This is a genomic window from Mesorhizobium sp. B3-2-1, from assembly GCF_006439515.1.
Classification (GTDB): Bacteria; Pseudomonadota; Alphaproteobacteria; order Rhizobiales; family Rhizobiaceae; genus Mesorhizobium.
Genome location: NZ_VFTI01000012.1, coordinates 81,311 through 102,871, shown reverse-complemented (window position 1 = coordinate 102,871; position 21,561 = coordinate 81,311). Strand labels below are relative to the sequence as shown.

25 protein-coding genes are annotated in these 21,561 nt (G+C 64.5%); 8 read left to right on the top strand and 17 right to left on the bottom strand.

Annotated features, from left to right (window positions below; translation table 11 throughout):
• Window positions 1-215: 215 nt before the first annotated feature.
• Both FJW08_RS14745 and FJW08_RS14740 read right to left on the bottom strand, forming a co-directional pair.
• Entirely contained in the window at window positions 216-671 is a 456-nt protein-coding gene (locus tag FJW08_RS14745) for a cyclic nucleotide-binding domain-containing protein (RefSeq protein ID WP_140763306.1), read from the bottom strand.
• Window positions 672-792: 121 nt separating this feature from the next.
• The gene (locus FJW08_RS14740) at window positions 793-1,476 is read right to left on the bottom strand and encodes a response regulator transcription factor (protein WP_027145512.1); all 684 of its coding nucleotides are present in this window, start codon (window positions 1,474-1,476) and stop codon (window positions 793-795) included.
• A gap of 144 nt (window positions 1,477-1,620) precedes the next feature.
• Between FJW08_RS14740 and FJW08_RS14735 the strand changes: the two genes are divergently transcribed.
• Entirely contained in the window at window positions 1,621-2,157 is a 537-nt protein-coding gene (locus FJW08_RS14735; RefSeq protein WP_181182927.1) for a L,D-transpeptidase, read from the top strand.
• 91 nt (window positions 2,158-2,248) lie between these two features.
• Here FJW08_RS14735 and FJW08_RS14730 read toward each other — a convergent pair whose 3' ends face one another.
• Entirely contained in the window at window positions 2,249-2,491 is a 243-nt protein-coding gene (locus tag FJW08_RS14730) for a hypothetical protein (protein WP_140811181.1), read from the bottom strand.
• A 166-nt stretch (window positions 2,492-2,657) separates the two neighbouring features.
• Here FJW08_RS14730 and gcvA point away from each other — a divergent pair, with 166 nt between their 5' ends.
• Window positions 2,658-3,590: a transcriptional regulator GcvA gene (gene gcvA / locus FJW08_RS14725; protein ID WP_140763313.1), complete on the top strand. Its 933-nt coding sequence runs from the start codon at window positions 2,658-2,660 to the stop codon at window positions 3,588-3,590.
• 63 nt (window positions 3,591-3,653) lie between these two features.
• Here the strand turns inward: gcvA and FJW08_RS14720 are convergent, their stop codons facing one another.
• From FJW08_RS14720 to tsaD, 7 genes are read right to left on the bottom strand one after another with little or no spacing between them, the layout of a single operon-like run.
• Window positions 3,654-4,397, bottom strand: coding sequence for a glycosyltransferase family 25 protein (locus tag FJW08_RS14720; RefSeq protein WP_140811179.1), 744 nt, complete (start codon window positions 4,395-4,397; stop codon window positions 3,654-3,656).
• 15 nt (window positions 4,398-4,412) lie between these two features.
• A complete protein-coding gene (locus FJW08_RS14715) occupies window positions 4,413-4,829 on the bottom strand; it encodes a DUF1761 domain-containing protein (protein WP_140811178.1) in 417 nt (138 codons plus the stop codon).
• 35 nt (window positions 4,830-4,864) lie between these two features.
• Complete coding sequence (locus tag FJW08_RS14710) at window positions 4,865-5,536, bottom strand: methyltransferase (protein ID WP_140811176.1); 672 nt, start codon at window positions 5,534-5,536, stop codon at window positions 4,865-4,867.
• Window positions 5,533-5,958: an EVE domain-containing protein gene (locus tag FJW08_RS14705; protein WP_140811175.1), complete on the bottom strand. Its 426-nt coding sequence runs from the start codon at window positions 5,956-5,958 to the stop codon at window positions 5,533-5,535. The genes FJW08_RS14710 and FJW08_RS14705 overlap by 4 nt, the downstream gene beginning before the upstream one ends.
• Before the next feature lie 40 nt (window positions 5,959-5,998).
• The gene (locus tag FJW08_RS14700) at window positions 5,999-6,295 is read right to left on the bottom strand and encodes a YciI-like protein (RefSeq protein WP_140811174.1); all 297 of its coding nucleotides are present in this window, start codon (window positions 6,293-6,295) and stop codon (window positions 5,999-6,001) included.
• 38 nt (window positions 6,296-6,333) lie between these two features.
• The gene (locus tag FJW08_RS14695; RefSeq protein WP_140763330.1) at window positions 6,334-7,356 is read right to left on the bottom strand and encodes an NAD(P)H-dependent glycerol-3-phosphate dehydrogenase; all 1,023 of its coding nucleotides are present in this window, start codon (window positions 7,354-7,356) and stop codon (window positions 6,334-6,336) included.
• Window positions 7,353-8,438: a tRNA (adenosine(37)-N6)-threonylcarbamoyltransferase complex transferase subunit TsaD gene (gene tsaD, locus FJW08_RS14690; RefSeq protein ID WP_181182926.1), complete on the bottom strand. Its 1,086-nt coding sequence runs from the start codon at window positions 8,436-8,438 to the stop codon at window positions 7,353-7,355. The genes FJW08_RS14695 and tsaD overlap by 4 nt, the downstream gene beginning before the upstream one ends.
• Before the next feature lie 103 nt (window positions 8,439-8,541).
• On the opposite strand from tsaD, the gene hemC reads away from it, so the two are divergent.
• The 6 genes from hemC to FJW08_RS14660 all read left to right on the top strand — a co-directional run bounded on the left by hemC (window position 8,542) and on the right by FJW08_RS14660 (window position 14,647).
• The gene (gene hemC / locus FJW08_RS14685) at window positions 8,542-9,480 is read left to right on the top strand and encodes a hydroxymethylbilane synthase (protein WP_140811172.1); all 939 of its coding nucleotides are present in this window, start codon (window positions 8,542-8,544) and stop codon (window positions 9,478-9,480) included.
• Between the two features lie 2 nt (window positions 9,481-9,482).
• Window positions 9,483-10,199, top strand: coding sequence for a uroporphyrinogen-III synthase (locus tag FJW08_RS14680; RefSeq protein WP_140811170.1), 717 nt, complete (start codon window positions 9,483-9,485; stop codon window positions 10,197-10,199).
• 109 nt (window positions 10,200-10,308) lie between these two features.
• Window positions 10,309-11,778: a COG4223 family protein gene (locus FJW08_RS14675; RefSeq protein ID WP_140811169.1), complete on the top strand. Its 1,470-nt coding sequence runs from the start codon at window positions 10,309-10,311 to the stop codon at window positions 11,776-11,778.
• A 10-nt stretch (window positions 11,779-11,788) separates the two neighbouring features.
• Window positions 11,789-13,381, top strand: a complete 1,593-nt coding sequence (locus FJW08_RS14670; protein ID WP_140811168.1) for a heme biosynthesis protein HemY — start codon at window positions 11,789-11,791, stop codon at window positions 13,379-13,381.
• Between the two features lie 54 nt (window positions 13,382-13,435).
• Entirely contained in the window at window positions 13,436-13,915 is a 480-nt protein-coding gene (locus tag FJW08_RS14665) for a TerB family tellurite resistance protein (RefSeq protein WP_140811167.1), read from the top strand.
• 15 nt (window positions 13,916-13,930) lie between these two features.
• On the top strand, window positions 13,931-14,647 hold the full coding sequence (locus FJW08_RS14660; RefSeq protein WP_140763352.1) for a glutamine amidotransferase: 717 nt from the start codon (window positions 13,931-13,933) through the stop codon (window positions 14,645-14,647).
• Window positions 14,648-14,708: 61 nt separating this feature from the next.
• Here the strand turns inward: FJW08_RS14660 and FJW08_RS14655 are convergent, their stop codons facing one another.
• The 7 genes from FJW08_RS14655 to gnd form a co-directional block, all read right to left on the bottom strand.
• Window positions 14,709-14,939, bottom strand: coding sequence for a hypothetical protein (locus FJW08_RS14655; RefSeq protein ID WP_140811165.1), 231 nt, complete (start codon window positions 14,937-14,939; stop codon window positions 14,709-14,711).
• 71 nt (window positions 14,940-15,010) lie between these two features.
• On the bottom strand, window positions 15,011-16,249 hold the full coding sequence (locus tag FJW08_RS14650; protein ID WP_140811163.1) for an MFS transporter: 1,239 nt from the start codon (window positions 16,247-16,249) through the stop codon (window positions 15,011-15,013).
• Window positions 16,250-16,400: 151 nt separating this feature from the next.
• The gene (locus FJW08_RS14645; RefSeq protein ID WP_140811162.1) at window positions 16,401-17,501 is read right to left on the bottom strand and encodes an aminotransferase class I/II-fold pyridoxal phosphate-dependent enzyme; all 1,101 of its coding nucleotides are present in this window, start codon (window positions 17,499-17,501) and stop codon (window positions 16,401-16,403) included.
• Between the two features lie 225 nt (window positions 17,502-17,726).
• Window positions 17,727-18,191, bottom strand: a complete 465-nt coding sequence (locus FJW08_RS14640; RefSeq protein WP_140811161.1) for a MucR family transcriptional regulator — start codon at window positions 18,189-18,191, stop codon at window positions 17,727-17,729.
• A 207-nt stretch (window positions 18,192-18,398) separates the two neighbouring features.
• Window positions 18,399-19,103 carry an ROK family protein gene (locus FJW08_RS14635; RefSeq protein ID WP_140811160.1) on the bottom strand — a complete coding sequence of 235 codons (705 nt, stop codon included), beginning with the start codon at window positions 19,101-19,103 and terminating at the stop codon, window positions 18,399-18,401.
• A 14-nt stretch (window positions 19,104-19,117) separates the two neighbouring features.
• A complete protein-coding gene (gene zwf, locus FJW08_RS14630; protein ID WP_140811159.1) occupies window positions 19,118-20,494 on the bottom strand; it encodes a glucose-6-phosphate dehydrogenase in 1,377 nt (458 codons plus the stop codon).
• 22 nt (window positions 20,495-20,516) lie between these two features.
• Complete coding sequence (gene gnd, locus FJW08_RS14625) at window positions 20,517-21,533, bottom strand: phosphogluconate dehydrogenase (NAD(+)-dependent, decarboxylating) (protein ID WP_140811158.1); 1,017 nt, start codon at window positions 21,531-21,533, stop codon at window positions 20,517-20,519.
• Window positions 21,534-21,561 lie beyond the last annotated feature (28 nt).

Sequence of the window (21,561 nt, the reverse complement as noted above, 5' to 3'; positions counted from 1 at the left end):
AGGCGTTCTGTCGCGATCCTTCGCGCCCCCCTCTGTCCTGCCGGACATCCCCCCGAGGGGGAGATTGCATGTTTCGAAGCTTTCGCCAATCACTGATGTTGCAAGATCGAGCGGAGCGCCAAGGCCGCTGATCTCCCCCCTTGTGGGGGAGATGTCCGGCAGGACAGAGGGGGGCGCTGTCCCGCCAAGCTTCGAGTTCTATCGCGGCAAAGGCTTCACCCCGAAAACCGCGGGGCCAGTTCCTCGATGCGGCGGATCATTTCGTGGAATTCCTCGGAGATGCGCTGGTGCAGTTTCACCGCCAGTTCCGGATACTCCTCCAGGATGCGCCGGAACATCTTGCGGCTCAGCCTTATCACTTCCGAGTCGATTTCGGCCGAGGCGCTGGTCAGCCGGTTGGTGTCGGCGATCAGCGCCAGTTCGCTGAGCATCGTGCCGGGGCCGACTTTGCCGATCGGGACGCGCTCGCCATTCTGCTCGCGATAGAGCACGATACGCCCGCTGACCACGACATAGGCCGAGTCGGCCACGTCGTCCTCGCGATAAAGCTTGTGGTCCGCCTGCACGAGAGTGGTCTCGGCGCCGAAGGCGAGCAGGCGCAGCTGTTCCTGCGTGAAGCCTTCGAAAAGCCTCACGGCGGACAGGATGCGGATGTCGTCATCCAGCGCCATCTAGCTGTGTCCCCGAACGGTCAGTCCAATCCCTCCTCTGCGGTACGGCCCTGAATCCCCCTCCAACAGGATCGTACCCGAAAGCGGCCCCGTCCAGACCGCTCATTGGATAGTGAAATGTTTAAGGAACCAGCTTGTAGCCGCCGCTTTCTGTCACAAGAATTTCGGCATTGGAAGGATCGCGCTCGATCTTCTGGCGCAGACGGTAGACATGGGTTTCCAGCGTGTGCGTGGTGACGCCGGAATTGTATCCCCACACTTCCTCCAGCAGCACGTCACGCGTCACCACCTTCTGGTCGGCGCGATAGAGATACTTGATGATCGAGGCCTCCTTTTCCGTCAGCCGCACCTTGCCGCCGCGCGGGTCGATGAGCAGTTTCTGGCTGGGCTTGAAGGTGTAGGGGCCTACCGAGAAGGTCGCGTCCTCGCTCTGCTCGTGCTGGCGCAGCTGCGCCCGGATGCGGGCAAGCAGCACCGCGAAACGGAACGGCTTGGTCACATAGTCGTTGGCGCCGGCCTCGAGACCCAGAATCGTGTCCGAATCGGTGTCGTGGCCGGTCAGCATGATGATGGGCGCCTTGTAGCCGCCCTTGCGCAGGATCTTCACGGCTTCCCGGCCATCCATGTCGGGCAAGCCGACATCCATGATGAGTAGATCGATGAGCCCGCCGCGCGCCGCCGTGACGCCTTTTGCCGCAGTCGATTCCTGCAGCACGTCGAATTCCTCGTAGAGGGACAGTTGCTCGACCAGTGTGCCGCGCAGGTCGTCATCGTCGTCGACGATCAGGATGGTGCGTGAAGTCATGGATCAATCCGTTGTTTTGAAAAGTGAATTCAGTTGACCGCTGCGTATTTATGCGGAAGCTTGCCGGCACAATAGCCGATCACAGTGATTTGTTCCGTGGCACGATCATACAAGAAAAAACGCGATCGCAATGCAGCCGGCGCAATTTTGGCAAAACAGCTGCGCGTGCTGACCGTGCGGACGAGGCCCGGCCACCCAAGCCAGGGCTTGTTGCAGGCCGGCAAAACGGTGTTTGCGTGCGCGCTGGGACGCGGCGGCATCTCTTCCGGCAAGCGCGAGGGTGACGGCGCCACGCCGCTCGCTTCGATGCGCATCCTGGCGGGCTATTTTCGCGGGGATCAGTTTGCCGCCGGCCGCAGGACGCGGCTGGGGATGGCGCTGATCGGGCCTGATCTCGGCTGGTGCGAGGTATCTGACGACCGCAACTACAACAGGCCGGTCAAGATACCCTATGGCGCCAGCCATGAACGCATGCGGCGCGACGACAGGCTCTATGACGCCTGCCTGGTGCTCGACTGGAATATCGCGCCGCGCCGTCGCGGGCGCGGCAGCGCCATCTTCTTCCACCTGGCGCGTCCCGGCTTCACGCCGACGGAAGGTTGCGTGGCGGTCACCGCGCGCACGATGGCGCGGCTTTTGCCGCTGCTGTCGGACCGGACGGTGGTGAGGGTGGTGAGATAGGGGAATAGGGGAATAGGGGAATAGGGGAAGGCTTCAGTAGCAGACACGTTCAGGCTGCATCACCAATCCTACTCCCCTATTCCCTACTCCCCTATCCCTTCCTGTTCCTCTGCCAGCCGATGTCGAGAAGGCCCAGCCGGCCGGTCTCGCGGTCCATGGCGCGGGCGATATCCTTGCGGTGGGCGCCGATATCGCGCAACTGGCGATCGGACAGGTCCTCGACGTTCTGGTGGCCAAGATTGACCGCGACCCTGGCCTGCCGCAGCCAGTCACGAACAGCCGACAGCCAGCTCGGCCGGGCGATATATGCAGGGTGGAGAACGATGTGAGACATGATGTGATCCGTATTCTCCGGACATCAAATCCGGTTTGATGGTGTTTTGATGCTGCAAATCATGCCGGATTGAAAAACAAATGGGAAACGAGTAGTTTTTTCTCATCATCAAGTTTTATTTGAGGATTGAGGGCTCCATGGATCACTTCGATCGGGCCGTGCGCTGATGGCAGCGCTCTTGCCGGGAACGCGGGCGCTCAGGACGCTGGAGGCGGCGGCCCGGCACCTCAATTTCACCCGAGCCGCCGACGAGCTGGGCCTGACACCTGCCGCCGTCAGCCACCAGATCAAGGAAATCGAGGATCAGCTCGGCATCGTGCTTTTCACCCGCACCAGCCGCACCATCCGGCTGACGGAGGCGGGCACGGTGCTGTACGAGGCGGCGACCGACACGCTCGACCTGCTTGGCCGGGCCGTGATGCGGGCGCGCAAGATGGCGCGCGGGACGGAATTCTTGAAGGTGACGCTGGACGCGCAGTTCGCGGCGAAATGGCTGATGCGGCGCGTCGAGAATTTCCGCCAACAGCGGCCGGGCATCGAACTCAGGTTCGACATCGCCTACGGCTTGCGCGATTTCGATCTCGACGACGTCGATGTCGGCATCCGCTTCGGCGCCGGCAAATATCCAGGACTCTGCGCGCATCGCCTGTTCGACAACATCATCATTCCGGTGTGCAGCCCGGGCCTCCTGGCATCGGGGCCGCCCCTGCGCGAGCCGCGCGACCTGTTCAACCACACGCTTGCCCATATCGAATGGGCCCGCCAGGGCGTGACATGGCCAAACTGGCGCATGTGGATGGCGGCGGCCGGCATCAACGATTTCGACGACAGCCGCACCGTCGTCTTCGGCACGTCCACGGATGCTGTCCAGGCAGCGCTGGACGGCAATGCCGTCGCGCTCGCCGATCTCGCCATGGTGGCAAACGACCTGTCCGAGGGCCGGCTGGTGCGGCCCTTCGAGTTCAGCATCAGGGTTGCGCCGGAATTCGCCTATTTCCTGGTCTATCCCCAGGCCACGGGCGACGATCCCCGTATCGTCGCCTTCCGCGAATGGATCCTGGAGGAAGTTGCCAGGACGCGGACGACGGACAAGGTCTGATCTCTTGTTTCATGCAATTCCCTAGGGAAAGCGCTACGCACTTTTCCTGGAATTGCTCTGCACTCAGGACCGGGCGTTGTGGCCGAAGATCATGCGTCGGTATTTCTTCACGTTCCATTTCAGCTTCTTGTACAGAAGCGGCTGCTTTTTGCCGGCGACGGAAGTCTGGAAAGCGCCGTTTTCGCTGCCTTGCTCGACAATTGGTCGCTCGAACCACAGCATCTCAATGCCCAGTTTTTCGTCCATTTGCTCGATCTGGTGATCGATCACGGTGTATATCTTGTGCTGATCGATCCAGGCACAACGGGCTTCGGCGACCGGACGGGTGATGAGGTAGGAATCCGCGCACCTGGCATGGAGTGCCGGGTAGAGCCTCTGACCCCTGCGCAATTTCCAGCTCGGCGTGTAGTAGTTGCTGCCATTGCCGAGATAGATGACGGCCTTGCGCATCGGGCTGCCGAGTTCGGCCAGCCCTTGCCGGAATTTGGGGATGAAGTCGCGCGCGAGGAACACGTCATCCTCGAACACTAGGCAATAGGGCAGGTCGGTTTCGAGGAAATCGCGCCAGATCCCGACATGCTTCAGCGCCAGCGAGACCTGCGCCGGGTGGACAAAATCGGGAGCGACCAGTTCAGCACGAATCTCCGGGGTGATATCCGGCTGGTCCCAGTCGGTGTAGAAGGTGACCGGCACGCCGCGCCGCTCGAACTCGCGCACGATATGCCGGCGCCGGTCGTCATAGCCTTTTTTGACATGACAGACCCGGCTGAACACCAGGTCGCGCGGAAAGGCGGATTCATCCGTCATCGTCAAATCGCTATCTCAGCTCGCCGCGGCGCCGAACCAGCCGATCACCGCGCCGATGATCAGCAGCACGCCCAGCCAATGGCCGCCGTCGATGAGGGTCAGGTCCCAGCCGAAATTCTCGTAGCGATGGTTGACCGACAGCGTCGTGGCGACGAAACCCAGCCAAAGCACGAAGCCGAAGATCAACCCCGCCAGCCAGGTCGGCTCACCACCCGTCATCGCGCCGACGACCAGGGCCATGATGGTGGCCATCAGCAGCTCGGCGATGAAGGAGATGACGAAGGGCAGCGGCGATTTCTTCATCGTCGCCGGATCGAGCTTGACGGCCTTCAGCCAGGGCTTGCTCAACGCCATGTACCAGGCGGCACCGAACAGCCATGCGACGACGGCGGCGGCAACCACCGCGATCCAGTTCACTGCTGAAAAATCCATGAGCTTCCCCCTCCAGATGCGGTTTATGGAAGCGCCTATTCGGCGATGGCGTCAAGCAGCCGCCAGACGGTCGTACGCTTGACTTCGGCATCCTCGAGCGCCCTTGTCACCGGCACCTGGTAGACGCCAAGCGGCTCCAGCCCGGATCGCGGCAGATAGGACCGGCCGGGATCGCCGATCAGGATGTCGGCGCCACTCCGTTTGAGCGCCGAAAACCATGGCATAAGCCGGTCGGCGAAGGGTTTGTCGTAAAAGACGTCGCCAGCCAGGACCACGTCCCAACCCGCGTCGGTGCCGATACAGTCCGTGCCGTGGAATTCGATCCCGACGCCATTGGCCTCGCTGTTGAGCCGGATCGCGGTGGCGCAGAACGGGTCGATGTCGGCCGCCGTCACGTCCGCGGCACCGGCCTTGGCGGCGGCGATGGCGACGAGGCCGGAGCCCGAGGCGAAGTCGAGCACGCGCTTGCCCCGCACCGTTTCGGGATTGTCGATGACATGACGGGCGAGGCCCTGGCCGCCGGCCCAGGCGAAAGCCCAGAAAGGTGGCGGCAGGCCGATCTCGACCAGTTCGTCCTCGGTCCGCTGCCAAAGATCATGCGCTTCGTCGGCGAGGTGGAGAAGAATCTCAGGTACATGCGGCGGCGCCATCAGCGCCGTATTGTCGAGGATGAACTGCCTGGCGCTGTCGGGGGTGAGCGCCGTCACGGAGCAGGCGTCAGGCCGCCCATACGGCAGACTTCCTTCCATTCGGCCGGGGTCACCGGCTGCACGGAAAGCCGTCCGAGCCGCACCAGCGCCATCTCGGCCAGTTTTGGGTTGGCCTTGACTTCTTCCAGCGTCGGCGGGTTCGGCATGTCCCTGACGGCGCGGATATCGACGCACTCCCAGCGCGGATCATCCGACGTGGTGTCGGGATGAGCGAGCGCGCAGACCTCGGCGATGCCGACCACGTTCAGCCCCTCGTTGGAATGGTAGAAGAAGCCGAGATCGCCGATCTGCATGGCCTTCATGTTGTTGCGGGCGGCGTAGTTGCGCACGCCGTCCCATTGCGTGCCTGCCTTGCCCTTGGCCTTCAACGCCTCGAAGGAGAAGACCGAGGGTTCGGATTTGAACAGCCAGTAGTTCATTCTCTCTCCTCCTTGCGGCCCAGTCGCCGGCGACCGGAAATTAACTAGCCGCCGGCTTGTTGAACGTCCAGTTCCACTGGCGGATTTCGACGCTTTCGAAAAGGCCGGCCTTGGCATAGGGGTCGGCGGCCGACAGAGCCTGCGCGCCCGCCAGATCGGGCGCCTCGACCACCACGAGGCTGCCATCGGACTTGCCGTCGGCGTCGAGGAACGGACCGGCGAAGGCCAATTTCTTGTCGCCGTTCAGCCCGTCGAGAAAGGCGACGTGCTCGGGGCGCGTGTCGAGGCGCACCTGCAGGCTCCCGGGCTTGTCCTTGCAAATCAGAGCAAACAGCATGGTCATTCTCCTCGGGCGGTTGGATCAGAGTGTGGGGATCAATCATTGGTTTCGGTCTTCAGCGGCCGCGTCATCAGGGCCGTCACGGCCTGGCCGATGGTGATGGTGCCGTCCAGTATGGCGGCCACGGCGGCGATGATCGGCGCATCGATGTTGCGCTCGGCGGCGATGCGGGCGGCGATGGCCGCGGTCGGCACGCCCTCGGCCAGCGGTAGCCCGGAAAGCGCCTTGCCTTGCCCCAGCGCCAGCCCATAGGCGAAATTGCGCGATTGCGTCGACGAGCAGGTGAGCAGCAGGTCGCCAAGGCCGGAAAGCCCCATGAGGGTCTCGGGCCTGGCGCCGAAGGCGGCACCGATGCGGCGCAACTCGACGAAGCCGCGCGTGACCATGGCGGCCTGGGCGCTGGCGCCGAGCCCGGCCCCGGTGACGGCACCGGCGGCGATGGCGAAGACGTTCTTCAAGGCGCCGCCGATTTCGACGCCGATCAGGTCGTCGCTCGAATAGCAACGCAGATTTTCAGCCGAAAAACGGGCGGCAAGGTTGGCCGCAAGCGCCTCGTCGCCGGCGGCCACCACCACCGCCGTCGGCAGGCCGCGGGCGACATCGCTGGCGAAGCTCGGCCCGGACAGGGCGGCGACCGGGTTTTGCGGCAGGATTTCCGTAGCGATTGCCGACAGCAAGGCGCCGGTGTCGCGCTCGATGCCCTTGGCGCAGAGCACGAGCGGAATGCCGGCCGGCATATAATCTTTCGCGGCCGCCAGTGTCGCTCGCAACGCCTGCGCCGGCGTCACCGCCAGCACGCAATCGGCCCCAGTGAGCGCTGCCTCGATGTCGCTCGTCGCCTCGATGCCGGGCTCGATTGCGATGCCCGGGAGATAGCGCGGGTTCTCGCCACGACCGATCGAGGCCACGGTTTCAGAGTCGCGCGCGAACAGCCGTACCGAGTGGCCTGCGCGCAGCATGGCCAGCGCCAGGGCCGTGCCCCAGGCGCCACCGCCGAGCACGGTGACATGCCAACCGCTTTTGCCCAGGCCCTCGCTCTTCGTGGCTCGACCGGTCATGCCTTGGCTCCGCGCCGGCCCGAGCCGACCATTGGCGTCGAGACGCTGTCCAGCGGCCAGCGCGAGCGCGGCACGAAATCGAAGCCGTTCTCCTGCGCCATGCCTTCGCGCAGCCGCTCGATGCCGGCCCAGGCAATCATCGCGGCATTGTCGGTGCACAATTTCAGCGGCGGCGCGACGAAGGTGAAACCGGCCTCAGTACAGAGTCGCTCGAGCGTCGCCTTGATGGCGCGGTTGGCGGCGACGCCGCCGGCGACGACCAGCGCCGGGTTCTTCGTGCCAGGGAATGTTTGGCTGAATCGTGCCAGCGCGCGGGAAACGCGGTCGGCCAGCGCATCGGCGACGGCCGCCTGGAACGAGGCGCAGATGTCGGCGACATCCTGGTCGCTCAAGGGCTCGATCGCGGTCGCCGCCTGGCGCACGGCGGTCTTCAGGCCGGAGAAGGAGAAATCGGGCTGCGCCGAGCCTTTCATCGGCCGTGGGAAGGCAAAGCGCGAGGCATTGCCCGACAGCGCCGCCTTCTCGACGTTGGGACCGCCAGGATAGGGCAGGCCGAGCATCTTGGCCGTCTTGTCGAAGGCTTCGCCGAGCGCGTCGTCGATGGTTGTGGCCCAGCGCTGGTAGTCGCCGACGCCGCGCACGGCGAGAACCTGCGTGTGGCCGCCGGAAACCAGCAGCAAGAGATAGGGGAATTCCAGGCTGTCGGTCAGCCGCGCGGTCAAGGCGTGGCCTTCGAGGTGATTGACGGCGATCAGCGGCTTGTTCGCCGCGGCCGCGATCGCCTTGGCCGTCATCAGGCCGACGATCAGGCCGCCGACGAGGCCTGGCCCGGCAGTGGCGGCGATCGCGTCGATATCGCCCAGAGCCACGCCTGAATCGGCGAGCGCCGCCTCGACGATGCCGTCCAGCGCCTCGACATGGGCGCGCGCGGCGATCTCGGGCACGACACCGCCGAAGGCGGCATGCTCCTCGATCTGGGAGAGCACGATATTGGACAGGATTTTCGGCGCGGCATTGCCCTCCAGCGCCACGACGCTGGCGGCGGTCTCGTCGCAACTCGTCTCGATGCCCAGAACGCGGATCAATTCGTCGCTATCCCAAGAGATTGTCTATGGGGCTATTCCCCATTAGGAAAAGGCCGGCAAGACCTCGATTTCGCTCGGGGGTTATCACGGACCGCGCGCCATGCAAACTTTGAAAATCGAAACACGGAAAATCGGAACGCGCGGCAGTCCGCTGGCGCTCGCCCAGGCGCATGAGACGCGTGTGCGGCTGATGAAAGCGCATGGGCTTCCCGAGCAGGCTTTCGAAGTGGTGCCCATCTCGACCAGCGGCGACCGTATCCAGGACCGGCCATTGTCGGAGGCCGGCGGCAAGGGCCTGTTCACCAAGGAAATCGAGGAAGCGCTGCTCGACGGGCGTATCGACATCGCCGTGCATTCGTCGAAGGACATGCCGACGGTGCTTCCCGATGGACTGGAGCTCTCCACTTTCCTGCCGCGCGAGGACGCGCGCGACGCTTTCATAGGCAAGGCGGTCAAGCGGATCGCCGATCTGCCGCATGGCGCCAAGGTCGGATCCTCATCGCTCCGCCGCCAGGCGCTGATCCGCCGGATGCGGCCGGATTTCGAGGTGGTGATGTTCCGCGGCAATGTGCAGACGAGGCTGCGCAAGCTGGATGAAGGCATCGCCGAGGGTACCATCCTCGCCCATGCAGGGCTGAAGCGGCTCGGGCTCGAAGGCGTGATCACCGACCTGATGCCGCTGGAGGATTTTCCACCGGCGCCGGGACAAGGCGCGATCGGCATCGAGACGCGGGTCGGCGACCGTGAAATCGAGAACATGCTTGCGGCGATCCATCATGTGCCGACGGGCCAGGCCTTGGCCTGCGAGCGCGCGTTTCTCGCCGCGCTCGACGGTTCGTGCCGCACACCGATCGCCGGCCATGCGACCGTATCGGGCGGCAAACTGTCCTTTGCCGGACTGATCATCTCGCCCGACGGCACGGAATGGCATGACGTCCGGCTGGAAGGCGAGGCCGCGGACGCGGCGGAAATAGGCGCGAACGCCGCGCGGACAGTTCGCGCCAGGGCCGGCGAAAAGTTCTTCGACGGCTGGCTCTGAAAATGCTCCGCGTCCTGGTCACCAGACCGGAGCCCGGTGCGTCGCGCACGGCGCGAAAGCTGGAAGATATGGGTTTCGAGCCTCTTCTCCTGCCATTGACGGAGACGATGGTACTGCCGGTCGATGCCAAGGCAGTTCCGGACGACGTGGCGGCCGTCGCCATCACCAGCGCCAATGCCGTGCGCCATGCCCCGAGAGATGTGATAGCGGCGCTTTCCAACCTGCCTTGCCATGCTGTCGGCAGGAGGACCGCGGAGGCCGCGCGCAAAGCCGGCTTTCTGTCGGTCGTCGAGGGGCCTGGCGATGCCGAGGCGCTGGCCGACGGCATGGCGATCGCGTTTTCCGGTAAAACGATCGTCTATCTTTGTGGGCGCGTGCGGTTTCCCGCCTTCGAACAGAAGCTGGAAGCAGCTCATGTCGGGGTCCATGCCGTCGAGACTTACGACACGCTTGCGGTAAGCCATTCGGACGAAGCGATCCTTTCGCTGATATCAGGCCAAGCCGTCGACGTGGTGCTGCTCTATTCGGCCAAAGCGGCTGCCGCGATGCGGGTCCTGACCAGCCGGCCTGCCCTGCAAAAGGCCTTTGAAAAGACACGGGTTTTTGTCCTTTCCGCGCGCATCGCCGCCGCCTTCGGCGACAACGCCGGCAAGGCAATCCGCGTCGCCGTACGACCCGACGAGGAGGCGCTGCTGGCACTTTTGCGGGAACGGCCCTGACCCGCGTCATCACACCGCCCCTTTTCACCGCTTGGTGATGTGCTAGACCCTTCTGAACCATCACGCGCCGCCGGGCGTTGAGACGAAGCGAATTTTGCGGAGCCCATGCATGGTCAAGACGCCGAAGATGCGACACTCGAAGAGCCGCCGCGAGCCGGTGACCATCGATCTCGATCCGGGCGCCGTCTCACGCGTCGTCGACGAGGATGCCGCCAAGGATACCGCCCAGACCGACGAGGCGAAGGCCGAGGAAGCAGCGAACGCCTCGCAGCCGGAGGCTCCGGAAGAGCCGGTGCATGCCGATCAGACCGACCTAGAACCCTGGGAGCATGACGATGCCGCCGCGGGGCAGGCCGGGACAGATGCGCCCGAGGCCAAATCCGCTGAGCCGGAAATGCCTTATCCCGGTTCGGATACACCCCCCAACCGCGCCACGGCTTCCGACTACAATTTTGAGGATGCAACCGCCAAAACCGCCGAGACCAAGGCGGCTCCCGGAAAAACCGACGCGAGGAGCGAACCGATGACAGCACAGCCGAAGCGGGGCGGCCTCAACGGCATCGCCGCCGGCATCATCGGCGGCGTCATCGCGCTGGTCGGCGCCGGTGGCCTGCAATTTGCCGGTCTGCTCGGCGCGCCGGGCTCCGCTCCCGGCGCCTCGCTCGATGGCGTCAATGGCGAGATCGCCTCGCTGAAGAGCGAAATCGCGGACATGAGGCAAGCCGGCAACAACAATGGTGCATCGGCCAAGGTCGATGGCCTGTCGTCGGCGCTGGACCAGGTCAAGAGCGATGTCGCGGCGCTGAAATCGACGGTCGAACAGGGCGGCGCCGGCGACAATGCCGGGCTCGCCGCACTGGGAGACAAGGTCAAGCAGATCGAAACCACGGTGGCGGCCCTCGGCAAGGCCGGCAGCGCGGCGCCCGTCGATCTCGGTCCACTCAACGAAAAAATGGCGGCTCTCGATGCGCTGGTGAAGTCGACAGGCGAGGCAGCGAAGGCGCAGGAGGGCCGTCTCTCCGCGCTGGAGCAGTCGGTGTCGCAGCTTTCCGGCAAGGTCGATGCGCAGGCATCGCAGCCGAAGATCGCGCTCGCCATCGCGGCTTCGGCGCTGAAGTCCGCGCTCGACCGTGGCGCGCCGTTTTCGGCCGAACTCGATACGCTGGCCGCGATTTCGCCTGATGCGCCGCAGCTCGCGACATTGCGCCCCTATGCCGAAAAGGGCGTGCCGACCCGCACCGAGATTGCCTCGCAGATGGATGCCGCCGCGAACGCCATGGTGGCAGCGGCCACGCCGGACGACCATAATGCCGGCTTTCTGCAGAACCTGATGTCGAGCGCCGAATCGCTGGTCAAGGTCCGGCCGATCGGTGCCGTCGAAGGCACCGGGGCACCAGAAACCGTGGCGCGCATGGAGGTTGCGGTCACCCAGGGCGACTATGCCAAGGCACTCAGCGAATATGACAGGCTGCCGCAAGCCGTGAAGGCCGCGGGCGCCGACTTTGCCGGCAAACTGAAGGCGCGCATCGAGGTCGAAACCCAGGTCGACGCGTTGATCTCCGGCGCGATGAAGGCATGAGGACAACACGATGATCCGCCTGCTCGCCTTCCTCATCGTCGTCTTCGCGCTCGGGCTGGGCTTTGCCTGGCTGGCCGACCGGCCCGGCGACATGGTCGTCACCTTCAATGGCTACCAGTACCAGGTCAGCCTGATGGTGGCGGCGGTGGCTGTCGTCGCCGTCGTCGCGGCGGTGATGATCGTCTGGTGGCTCATCAAGTCGCTGTGGAACAGCCCTTACACCATCTCGCGCTATTTCCGCGTGCGCCGCCGCGACCGGGGCTATCAGGCGCTGTCGACCGGCATGATCGCCGCCGGCGCCGGCGACGGGGCGCTCGCCCGTAAGAAAACCAAGGAAGCGGCCAAGCTGATCCGTTCCGACCAGGAGCCGCTGATCCATCTGCTCGAAGCGCAGGCATCGCTGCTAGAAGGCGATCATGACGGCGCGCGCCAAAAGTTCGAGAGCATGCTCGACGACCCCGAAATGCGGCTGCTTGGCCTGCGCGGGCTTTATCTGGAAGCCGAGCGGCTGGGCGACCGCAATGCCGCCCGGCACTATGCCGGCCGCGCCGCCGCAGTGGCGCCGCAACTGGCCTGGGCGGCCGAATCGACGCTGGAGGAGCTGACCGCGCGCGGCGACTGGGACGGCGCGCTGAAGCTGGTAGACGCGCAGAAGTCGACGCGGCAGATCGAGCGCGACGCCGCCAACCGCCGCCGCGCGGTGCTGTTGACCGCCAAGGCGCAGTCGCTCGCCGACAGCGATCCCGCGGCCGCCAGGACAGCGGCGGTCGAGGCCAACAGACTGCAGCCGGACTTCGCCCCCGCCGCAATTGCCGCCGCGGCGGCGCTGTTCAAGCAGAACGACGTGCGCAAGGGCTCGAAGATCCTCGAAGCAGCATGGAAGGCCGAGCCGCATCCCGAAATTGCCGAGCTCTACACCCATGCAAGGCCGGGTGACGCCGTGCTTGATCGGCTCAACCGGGCAAAGAAGCTGCAGGAGATGAAGAAGAACCACGCCGAATCGTCGATGACGGTGGCGCGTGCCGCGCTCGACGCACAGGATTTGTCGACCGCTCGCCGCGAGGCCGAAGCCGCGATCCGCATTGACCGCCGCGAGGGCGCCTATCTGCTCCTGGCCGACATCGAGGAGGCCGAGACCGGCGACCAGGGCAAGGTGCGGCAGCTGCTCTCCAAGGCGGTGCGGGCGCAGCGCGATCCAGCCTGGGTCGCCGACGGCGTCGTCTCCGAGCGCTGGGCGCCGGTCTCGCCGGTCACCGGCCGGCTCGACGCCTTCGAATGGCGCGCGCCGATGGAGCGGCTTGGCCAACTGATCGACAGCCGCGATGAGCTGGATGCCCCGGTAGTGGCCATCGAGGCGCCGGGCAGGCCGGAAAAGCCGGTCGACGTGATCGATCATGCCGCCCCGGGCAACGAGGCGACGAGCAGGGGTGCCGAGAGCCGCGAGGATCATGTCACCCCGGTCACGGCCGCCGCCTTTGCCGCGGTGCCGGCCGATGCCGAGGCCGTCGAGCCGGCGGAAGAACTGGCGCGCCTGCCGGACGATCCAGGCGTCGATCCGGACGACGAGGCGGAAAAGTCGCCACGCCGGTTCCGGCTGTTTTGATTTTGGTCATCGGGTGATTTGACTTGGCCATCGGGCCGTTTTGGGAATGAATTGATGTTCGAGCGCGTTCTGTCGTTTCTCAGGGATTTGCCGGCCGGCTCCGGCAGCCACACCAGCACGGACGATCCGCGCGTCGCGGCTTCGGCGCTGCTCTACCATGTGATGAATGCCGATGGCGTGCGCCAGGACGTCGAATGGGAGCGGTTCAAGGCGGTGCTGGCGCAGAGCTATTCGATCAACGGTGCCGAACTCGAAGCGCTCGCCGCTGCCGGCGAGCGCGCCGACAACGAGGCGATCGACCTCTACGCCTTCACCAGCGTGCTCAAGCGCCATCTCGACGCGGAGGGGCGCAAGGCCTTCATCGGCCTGATGTGGGAGATCGTCTATGCCGATGGCGAGCTGCATGAGCTCGAGGACAACACGGTGTGGCGGGTCGCCGAACTGATCGGCGTCGAGCGCCGCGACCGGGTCGAGGCGCGCCGCAAGGCTGCGGCCGAGGTACCGGGCGCCACCGGAACATCGAGCGACGAGTAGGATTTTCGCCTTTCCATGCCGCCCAGAACGAGCCCGAAGCCAAAGATCCTGATCATTCTACATCAGGAGAATTCGAGCCCCGGGCGCGTCGGCCACATGCTGCTGGAAGAAGGCTTCGATCTCGACATCCGCCGCCCTCCGCTCGGCGACGCCTTGCCGGAAACGCTGGATGGTCATGCCGGCGCGGTGGTGTTCGGCGGGCCGATGAGCGCCAATGACGAGGACGAGTTCGTCCGCCGCGAGACCAAATGGCTGGAAATTCCGCTCAGGGAAAACCGGCCGCTGCTCGGCATCTGCCTGGGCGCGCAGATGCTGGCCAACCATCTCGGCGGCAAGGTCGAGGGCCATGGTGAAGGACTGGTCGAGATCGGGTGGTATCCGCTGAAGGCGACCGAGGCCGGCAAGAAACTGATGCATTGGCCCGAAATGGTCTACCAGTTCCATCGCGAGGGCTTTTCGCTGCCGGGCGACGCGATGCTGCTGGCCACGAACGAGACCTATCCCAACCAGGCCTTCCGCTATGGCGACAATGCCTGGGGCATCCAGTTCCATGGCGAACTCACCCGGGTGATGATGCAACGCTGGGTGGTGCGCGGCGCCCATCGCTTCGAACTCCCCGGCGCCCAGCCCGGCCGCGACCATCTCGGCGGCCGGTTGATCTGGGATATGCACCTGAAGCGCTGGCTGGACGAATTCTTGCGGATGATTTTTGGCGGGCCGGTGGCGCGGTAGAGTCGGACCAGTGGTCGGAATGGCCAAATCTGGCCGAACGTCGGCTTTCGGAGCGTAAAAACTAGTCCGAAAAGCTCACGCTCACGCCGCGCTGCCGAAAGTAGGCCTGCATCAACTTGCGGCCCGAGCGGTTGTTCTGCGCCAATTTGGTGGGATCGAACACCGCCTGTTTTATCCCCTCTCGTGCCAGCGCTGCCTTGAGCGTCGCGATATGTGCGTCGATGTCAGCATTGTCCGCCCGGAGCGATGCATAGATATTCTCGGTCGCCTCGGCCACGGTCGGTTCGCTCATGAGTGTCGTCCTTGGTTGATTGGGCGGCGGCTTAGCACAGATTCGCGGCTCCGCCGATACCGATGAAGCCGTCAGTTTCGCCCATTGAGGTGGCGAACCCTGCGCAGTTGCGGGAACAGGTAGGCCCACAGGCCGGCAACCGCGATGGCGCCGACGCCGCCGATGACGACCGCCGGAACCGTGCCGATCAGCGCCGCCATGGTGCCGGCGCGGAATTCGCCGACTTCGTTGGAGGCGCCGACGAAGACCTGGTTGACGGCGTTGACGCGGCCGCGCACTTCGTCCGGCGTCCACAACTGGATCAGCGTTTCCCTGATGTAGACGCTGAACATGTCGGTGGCGCCGAGGAAGACCAGAGCAACGATCGACAGCCAGGTGAGGGTCGACAGACCGAACAGCACGGTGAAGGCGCCGAACGCCGCGACGAAGCTCAGCATGATCTTGCCGGCACGGTCGCGGATCGGGTGCCCGGCGAGCCAGACCGCGACGCAGACGGCGCCGATGCCCGGTGCAGAGCGCAGCAGGCCGAGGCCCCAGGGGCCGAGTTGCAGGATGTCGCGCGCATAGACCGGCAGCAGTGCCGAGGCGCCGGACAGGAGCACGGCGAAGAGATCGAGCGAGATGGCGCCGAGCACGATCTTCTCGCTCCAGATGTAGCGGAAGCCGGCAAACAGTGTTTCCATCGTCGGCTTGTCGGTGGCGCTTTGCTGGGCGGGTTTGGGAATGGTGAAGATCAGCAGACCGGCCACCAGCATCAGCACAGAGGCGACAGCGTATGCGGCTTCGGCCGAGACGCCATAGAGCAGGCCGCCCGCGACCGGACCGATGATCGTCGCCGTCTGCCAGGCGGACGAGTTCCACGCAATCGCGTTGCCGAAATCTTCAGGCGGCACCAGATTGGCGAACAGCGACGACGAGGCCGGTCCGTAAAAGGCGCGCGCCATGCCGAACAGCGCCAGAACGGCGAAGATCGGCAGCGGACTGACGAGGCCGCGCAGCGTGAAGTACAGGAGAACGAGCGCACAGCCTGCCTCGACCACCGTTGCCAGCGCCATGATCAGGCGGCGGCCGAAGCGGTCGGCGACGACGCCAGTGACCAGCACCAGCAACAGCGAAGGCAGGAACTGGACGATGCCGACAATGCCGAGGTCGAACGGATCGCGCGTCAGATCATAGATCTGCCAGCCGACGGCGACGGAAACGATCATCGTCGCGAAGGTGGTGAGAAAGCGCGCTGTCCAGTAGCTGAGGAAGGCTTTGTGCCGGAAAGCCGCATAGCGCTGCTCCGGTAAAGTTTGTTCAGGTTTCATGGAGTGAGGCCCCGTTGCTATGCCGGCGGGGCACTTCCCGAATGGGCGCTGGTCCGACCAATGGAACTTGGTAAAGTTCGGCGCGCATATGCTTCAAAATCAGGTCTGGATCAAGGGACTTTCGAGCCGCGCTCTCGGTAGCACGCGGAAGTTACTGCCGCAGCGCGGCCGAAATCGCGTCCAATCCGCCTTTCAACTCGGCCTCCGTCGGCCAGCCGAAGCCGACGCGGAAGAAGCGCTTTTCCATCTCGAACCAGTGGCCAGGCCCGACATAGGTGCCGTGGTCTTTCAGCAGCCTGACATAGAACCGGTCGAGGTCGAAGCCGGGCTCGACATCGAGGCGCGGGAAACCGACGACACCGCCCTCAGGCCGCACCCAGTCGACCAGCGGCTCGCGGTCGATCCAAGCCTGGACGATATCACGGCGCTTGGCCATCTCGGGCAGCAGCTTTGCCAGAAACACGTCCCGGCGCTCCAGCACGCCGCGCGCTATGCCTTCGTCGATGACGCTGCCACAGATGCCGATCTGCTCCTTGGCGGCGAGGAATTTTTCCTGGAGGGCGGCATCCCTTGCAGTCAGCCAGCCGATGCGGATGCCGGGAATGCCGAAGGCCTTGGACAGCGACGAGACGCTGATGGCCTTTTTGCTCAGCGAGGCCGCCGAAGGCAGGCGCCTGCCATAGGAGAGGTCGCGATAGGTTTCGTCGACCAGCAGATGGCAGCCGCTGGCCTCGGCGAGCGCCACCAGCGCGTCGAGTTCGGCACGGCTCATCATGGTGCCGGTTGGATTGTGCGGGCAAGTGACGCTGATCAACTTCGTATTCGGCCGCATCGCTGCCTTGACGCGCTCAATATCGACGGCAAAGCCTTCCTCGAAGGCGAGGTCGACGAAGCTGATGGCGCAGCCGATCGCCCGCGGCGTTTCGATGTTGGTGGCGTAGTTGGGCCTGATGACGACGAGGTGATCGCTGGCCGACAGCAGCGAGGTCGAGATGATGAACAGCGCGCCGGCTGCACCGGCGGTGACTAGCACATCGTCGGGCGAGATGCCGGCATCATGTGCTGCGATCAGGTCGCGCAGCGCCTTGTCGCCGCGATGTTCGCCGTAAAAGAGCGTCAGGTCGGGCAGCGAGAGGCCGATGTCGGAGAGCTTCTGGTCGGCAATCGAGCTTTCGGAGAGATTGTAGCGGATACGGTCATAGCCGTATTCCTCCGGCGCCTCTTTCTCGATCACCATCCTGGTGTAGTTCATGGCTTCCCCCCCCCGGAGCGGTTCACCGTTTCACGGAAACGGCAAACAGCTCCATCCCCTTTGTCTAGACGCAATTCCGGACGGAAAACCGTTTCACACTTTTCCTGGAATTGCTCAAAGCTTGTCCGGTTCATCCAAGCCACAAAAACATGAAGCCTGCCAAGGCAGTTTCGCCGGCAGGCTTCTGTTCCAGTCGTCCCAAGTATTGGCTCAGGACTGAATTGCTCAGGCCGGGACTTTGGCCTTTCGGCCTTTGCCCTTGGCAGGCGGGGGGGCGACGGCCTTGCGGCCGAGCCCGATCGACTTCGCCAGTTCCGAGCGCGAAGCGGCGTAGTTGGGGGCAACCATCGGATAGTCCGACGGCAGGCCCCATTTGGCGCGGTAGGCATCCGGCGACAGGCCGAAATGCACGCCGAGGTGACGCTTCAGCGATTTGAACTTCTTGCCGTCCTCGAGGCAGATGATGAAATCCGGCGTCACCGACTTCTTCGGGTTGACGGCCGGGACCAGCGGTGCCGCCACCGGAGCGACCGGCTGGCCGAGCCCACTGATCGAGGCGCTGACGCTGGCGATCAGCTCGGGAAGGCCGGACGCGGGCAGGCGATTCTTCTCGACATAGGCCGATACGATGTGGGCTGTCAGTTCGAGAAGGTCGAGGGTCTTGCTGGCGTGGCTGTTTTCGTCGGTCAATCTATTTCCTCCATCCATGGCGCATGACCTCGAAAATGGGGCCGTTTTCAAAAAGGATGATGCGCAAAATTAAAGTGCGTCGTCTTTGTGCGTCGCGCGCGACGCGATGTAGTGGGGCTGACTTCCTAGTCGGCAAACCTGCACAATGCAATCTATCGGCGCGACATCACACGCCATTTTGAACAACTATACTAAACTGTAATAATATCAGACGATCAGGGCCTTGTCGCGCCACAGACGAAATCCGCCTTCGAAAGCGCGTGTGTTGTCACCGCGCCTGCAGTTGGCGGGCAATTCGTCGAGCTTGTCGACATTGCCGCCGCCGATGACGACATAGTCTGGCTGCAGGGCGGCGCGCAGCCGGTTGACGACGTCGAAGACATAGCCGCGCCACTTCTTCTTGCCGCGCTTTTCCAGGCCGCGTTCGCCGACATAGTCCTCGAAACTCTGGCCTTTTCTATAGGGGAGATGGGCGAGTTCCATCGGCTGGCCGACATTATCGAGGATCATCGCCGCACCGAGGCCGGTTCCGAGGCCGAGGAACAGCATGCGCCCGCCCTCATAGCTGCCGAGGGCCTGCATCAGCGCGTCGTTGACCACCTTGACCGGCTTGCCGAACTCAGCGGTGAAATCGAAGCCGACCCAGCCCTTGCCGAGATTCATCGGGTCGAGCACCGGCTTGTTGTGACGCACCGGGCCCGGATAACCCATCGAGATGACGTCATAGGACAGTCCCTCGGCGAGCTTTTTCACCTTGTCGATCATCTGCCGTGGCGTCAGGTCAGGCCCGGAATCCGTCCGGCGCTCGGTGCCACCGTCGCTGGTCAGGATCTTAACGTGCGACCCGCCGATGTCGATCGAAAGGACGACCTGCCCAGTGTTCGACGCAGCCTGCTTATTCACCTTGGCCATCTGGTCCCCTCCGCTCATGTTACCGGGTCGATCCAGCCATTGGGCGGTCCGAAGCCGGCCATGGCGTCCATCGGCCCCCATGTCTTCGGCTCGTAAAGATGCGGCGGCGTGGTATCGCCGAGCACCGGACCGACGATGCGCCAGGCCAGTTCGGCCGCGTCCTGGCGGGTGAAGAGCTGGCCATTGCCGTTCATGGCGTCGCCGATCAGCCGCTCATAGGGCGGCATGTCGCCCTTCGAATCGTCGAGCGCGGCGAGTTCCACCTGCTCGCCGATCATGTCGTCGCCGGGCGCCTTGCGCTGGGCGCCGATGGCGATCATCACCTGCGGGTCGATGCGGAAACGGACGTAATTCTGGTCGGCGGGCTTGATCGGGTCGAAGACGTCCAGCGGCGGCCGCTTCAGCCGCACCACCACCTCGGTGACATGCACCGGCATGTTCTTGCCGGCGCGGATGAAGAACGGCACGTCCTGCCAGCGCCAGGTGTCGACGAAGAAGCGCACCGCCGCGAAGGTCTCGACCGGCGAGTTCGGCGCCACACCGGGCTCGGCCAGATAGCCTGTGAACTGGCCGCGCACGACATCGTTCTTGGTCAAGGTGCGGATGGCGCGCAGCACCTGCACCTTCTCGTCGATCAGGTCGTCGGCGGAGCGGCCGACCGGTGGCTCCATGGCCAGGAGCAGCAGGATGTTGAGCAGATGGTTCTCGATGACGTCCCGGATGCAACCGACATCGTCGTAGAACCGCCCCCGCCCTTCGATGCCGAAATCCTCGGCCATGGTGATCTGCACGCTCTCGACGTAATTGCGGTTCCAGATCGGCTCGAGCAGGGAATTGGCGAAGCGGAAATAAAGCAGGTTCTGGATCGCTTCCTTGCCGAGATAGTGGTCGATGCGGAAGATCGACTGTTCGTCGAACACCAAGTGCAGCACCCGGTTCAGCCAGCGCGCCGATTGCAGATCGTGGCCGAAGGGCTTTTCCACCATCAGCCGCGCGCCATGCGTGGTGCCCGACTGCTCCAGCCCTTGCACGACAGTCTCGAACATGGTCGGCGGCACCGCCATGTAGTGCAGCGGCCGTTGGGCGCTGCCGAGCGCGGTCTTCAGCTTCTCGAAAGTGGCCGGATCGCGATAGTCGCCGCTGACATAGCGCAGCAGCGACGCCAGCTTGGCGAACACCTTCTCGTCGACCTTGCCGAGCGCGTTGACGATGCCGTCGCGGGCGCGGTCCTGCAACTGCTTCAAATCCCAGGCGTCGAAGGCGACGCCGATCACTGGTTCGGTGAGCGTGCCCTTGGCGACCATCTGGTAAAGCGCTGGAAATATCTTCTTGTGGGCGAGGTCGCCGGTCGCTCCGAAGAGCACCAGCGTGTCGGACCGTTCCTGGCTCATGCGTGCGTCTCCCCTGTCGCCGTCACTTGCCGTCCTTCGGTTTTTCGATGTGGCCGCCGAAGGCATAGCGCATGGCGGACAACAGCTTGTCGGAGAATTCGGATTCGCCTTGCGAGGAGAAGCGGTCGAACAGGGCCGAGGACAGGACGGGCGCCGGCACGCCGGTGTCGATCGCCGCCTTGAGCGTCCAGCGACCCTCGCCGGAATCCGAGACCCGGCCGCCGAATTGCGCCAGGCCCGGATCGCTCTTAAGCGCGCTGGCGGTGAGATCGAGCAGCCAGGAGCCGATGACGCTGCCGTGCCGCCACACCTCGGCCACCTGCGGAAGGTCGACATCGAACTGGTAGTATTGCGGGTTTTCAAGCGGGCTTGTCTCGGCGTCCGCCGTCCGTTGCCGCTTGCCGGCATTGGCCGACTTCAGGATGTTCATGCCTTCGGCATAGGCGGCCATGACGCCGTATTCGATGCCGTTGTGCACCATCTTGACGAAGTGGCCGGCGCCGCTCGGTCCGCAATGCAGGTAGCCATAGGGCGCCGTGCCCGCGGTCTTGTCCGGGGTAGGCGCGCCGGTATCGAGACCAGGCGCCAGCGTGGCAAAGACCGAATCGAGGTGCTGCACCGCCACGTCGGGGCCGCCGATCATCAGGCAGTAGCCGCGTTCCAGCCCCCAGACACCGCCGCTGGTGCCGACATCGACAAGATGGATGCCCTTGCCAGCCAGTTTCGCGGCCTCGTCGACGGCGGCGTGATAATAGGAATTGCCGCCGTCGATGACGATGTCGCCGGGCTCCATCAGCGCCGCGACCTGATCGATGATCTTGCCGGTGATCGCCGCCGGCAGCATCAGCCACACGCAGCGCGGCTTGGCGAGCTTGCCGACGAATTCCGCCATCGAAGCCGCCCCCAGCGCGCCGTCGCTCACCAGCGCGGCGACGCTGGCCGGGTTGATGTCGTAGACGACGCATTCGTGGCCGTCGCGCATCAGGCGCCGCACCATGTTGGCGCCCATCCGGCCCAGTCCCATCATTCCGATCTGCATGGTTTCGTCCTGTTTCCTAGAGATTTGC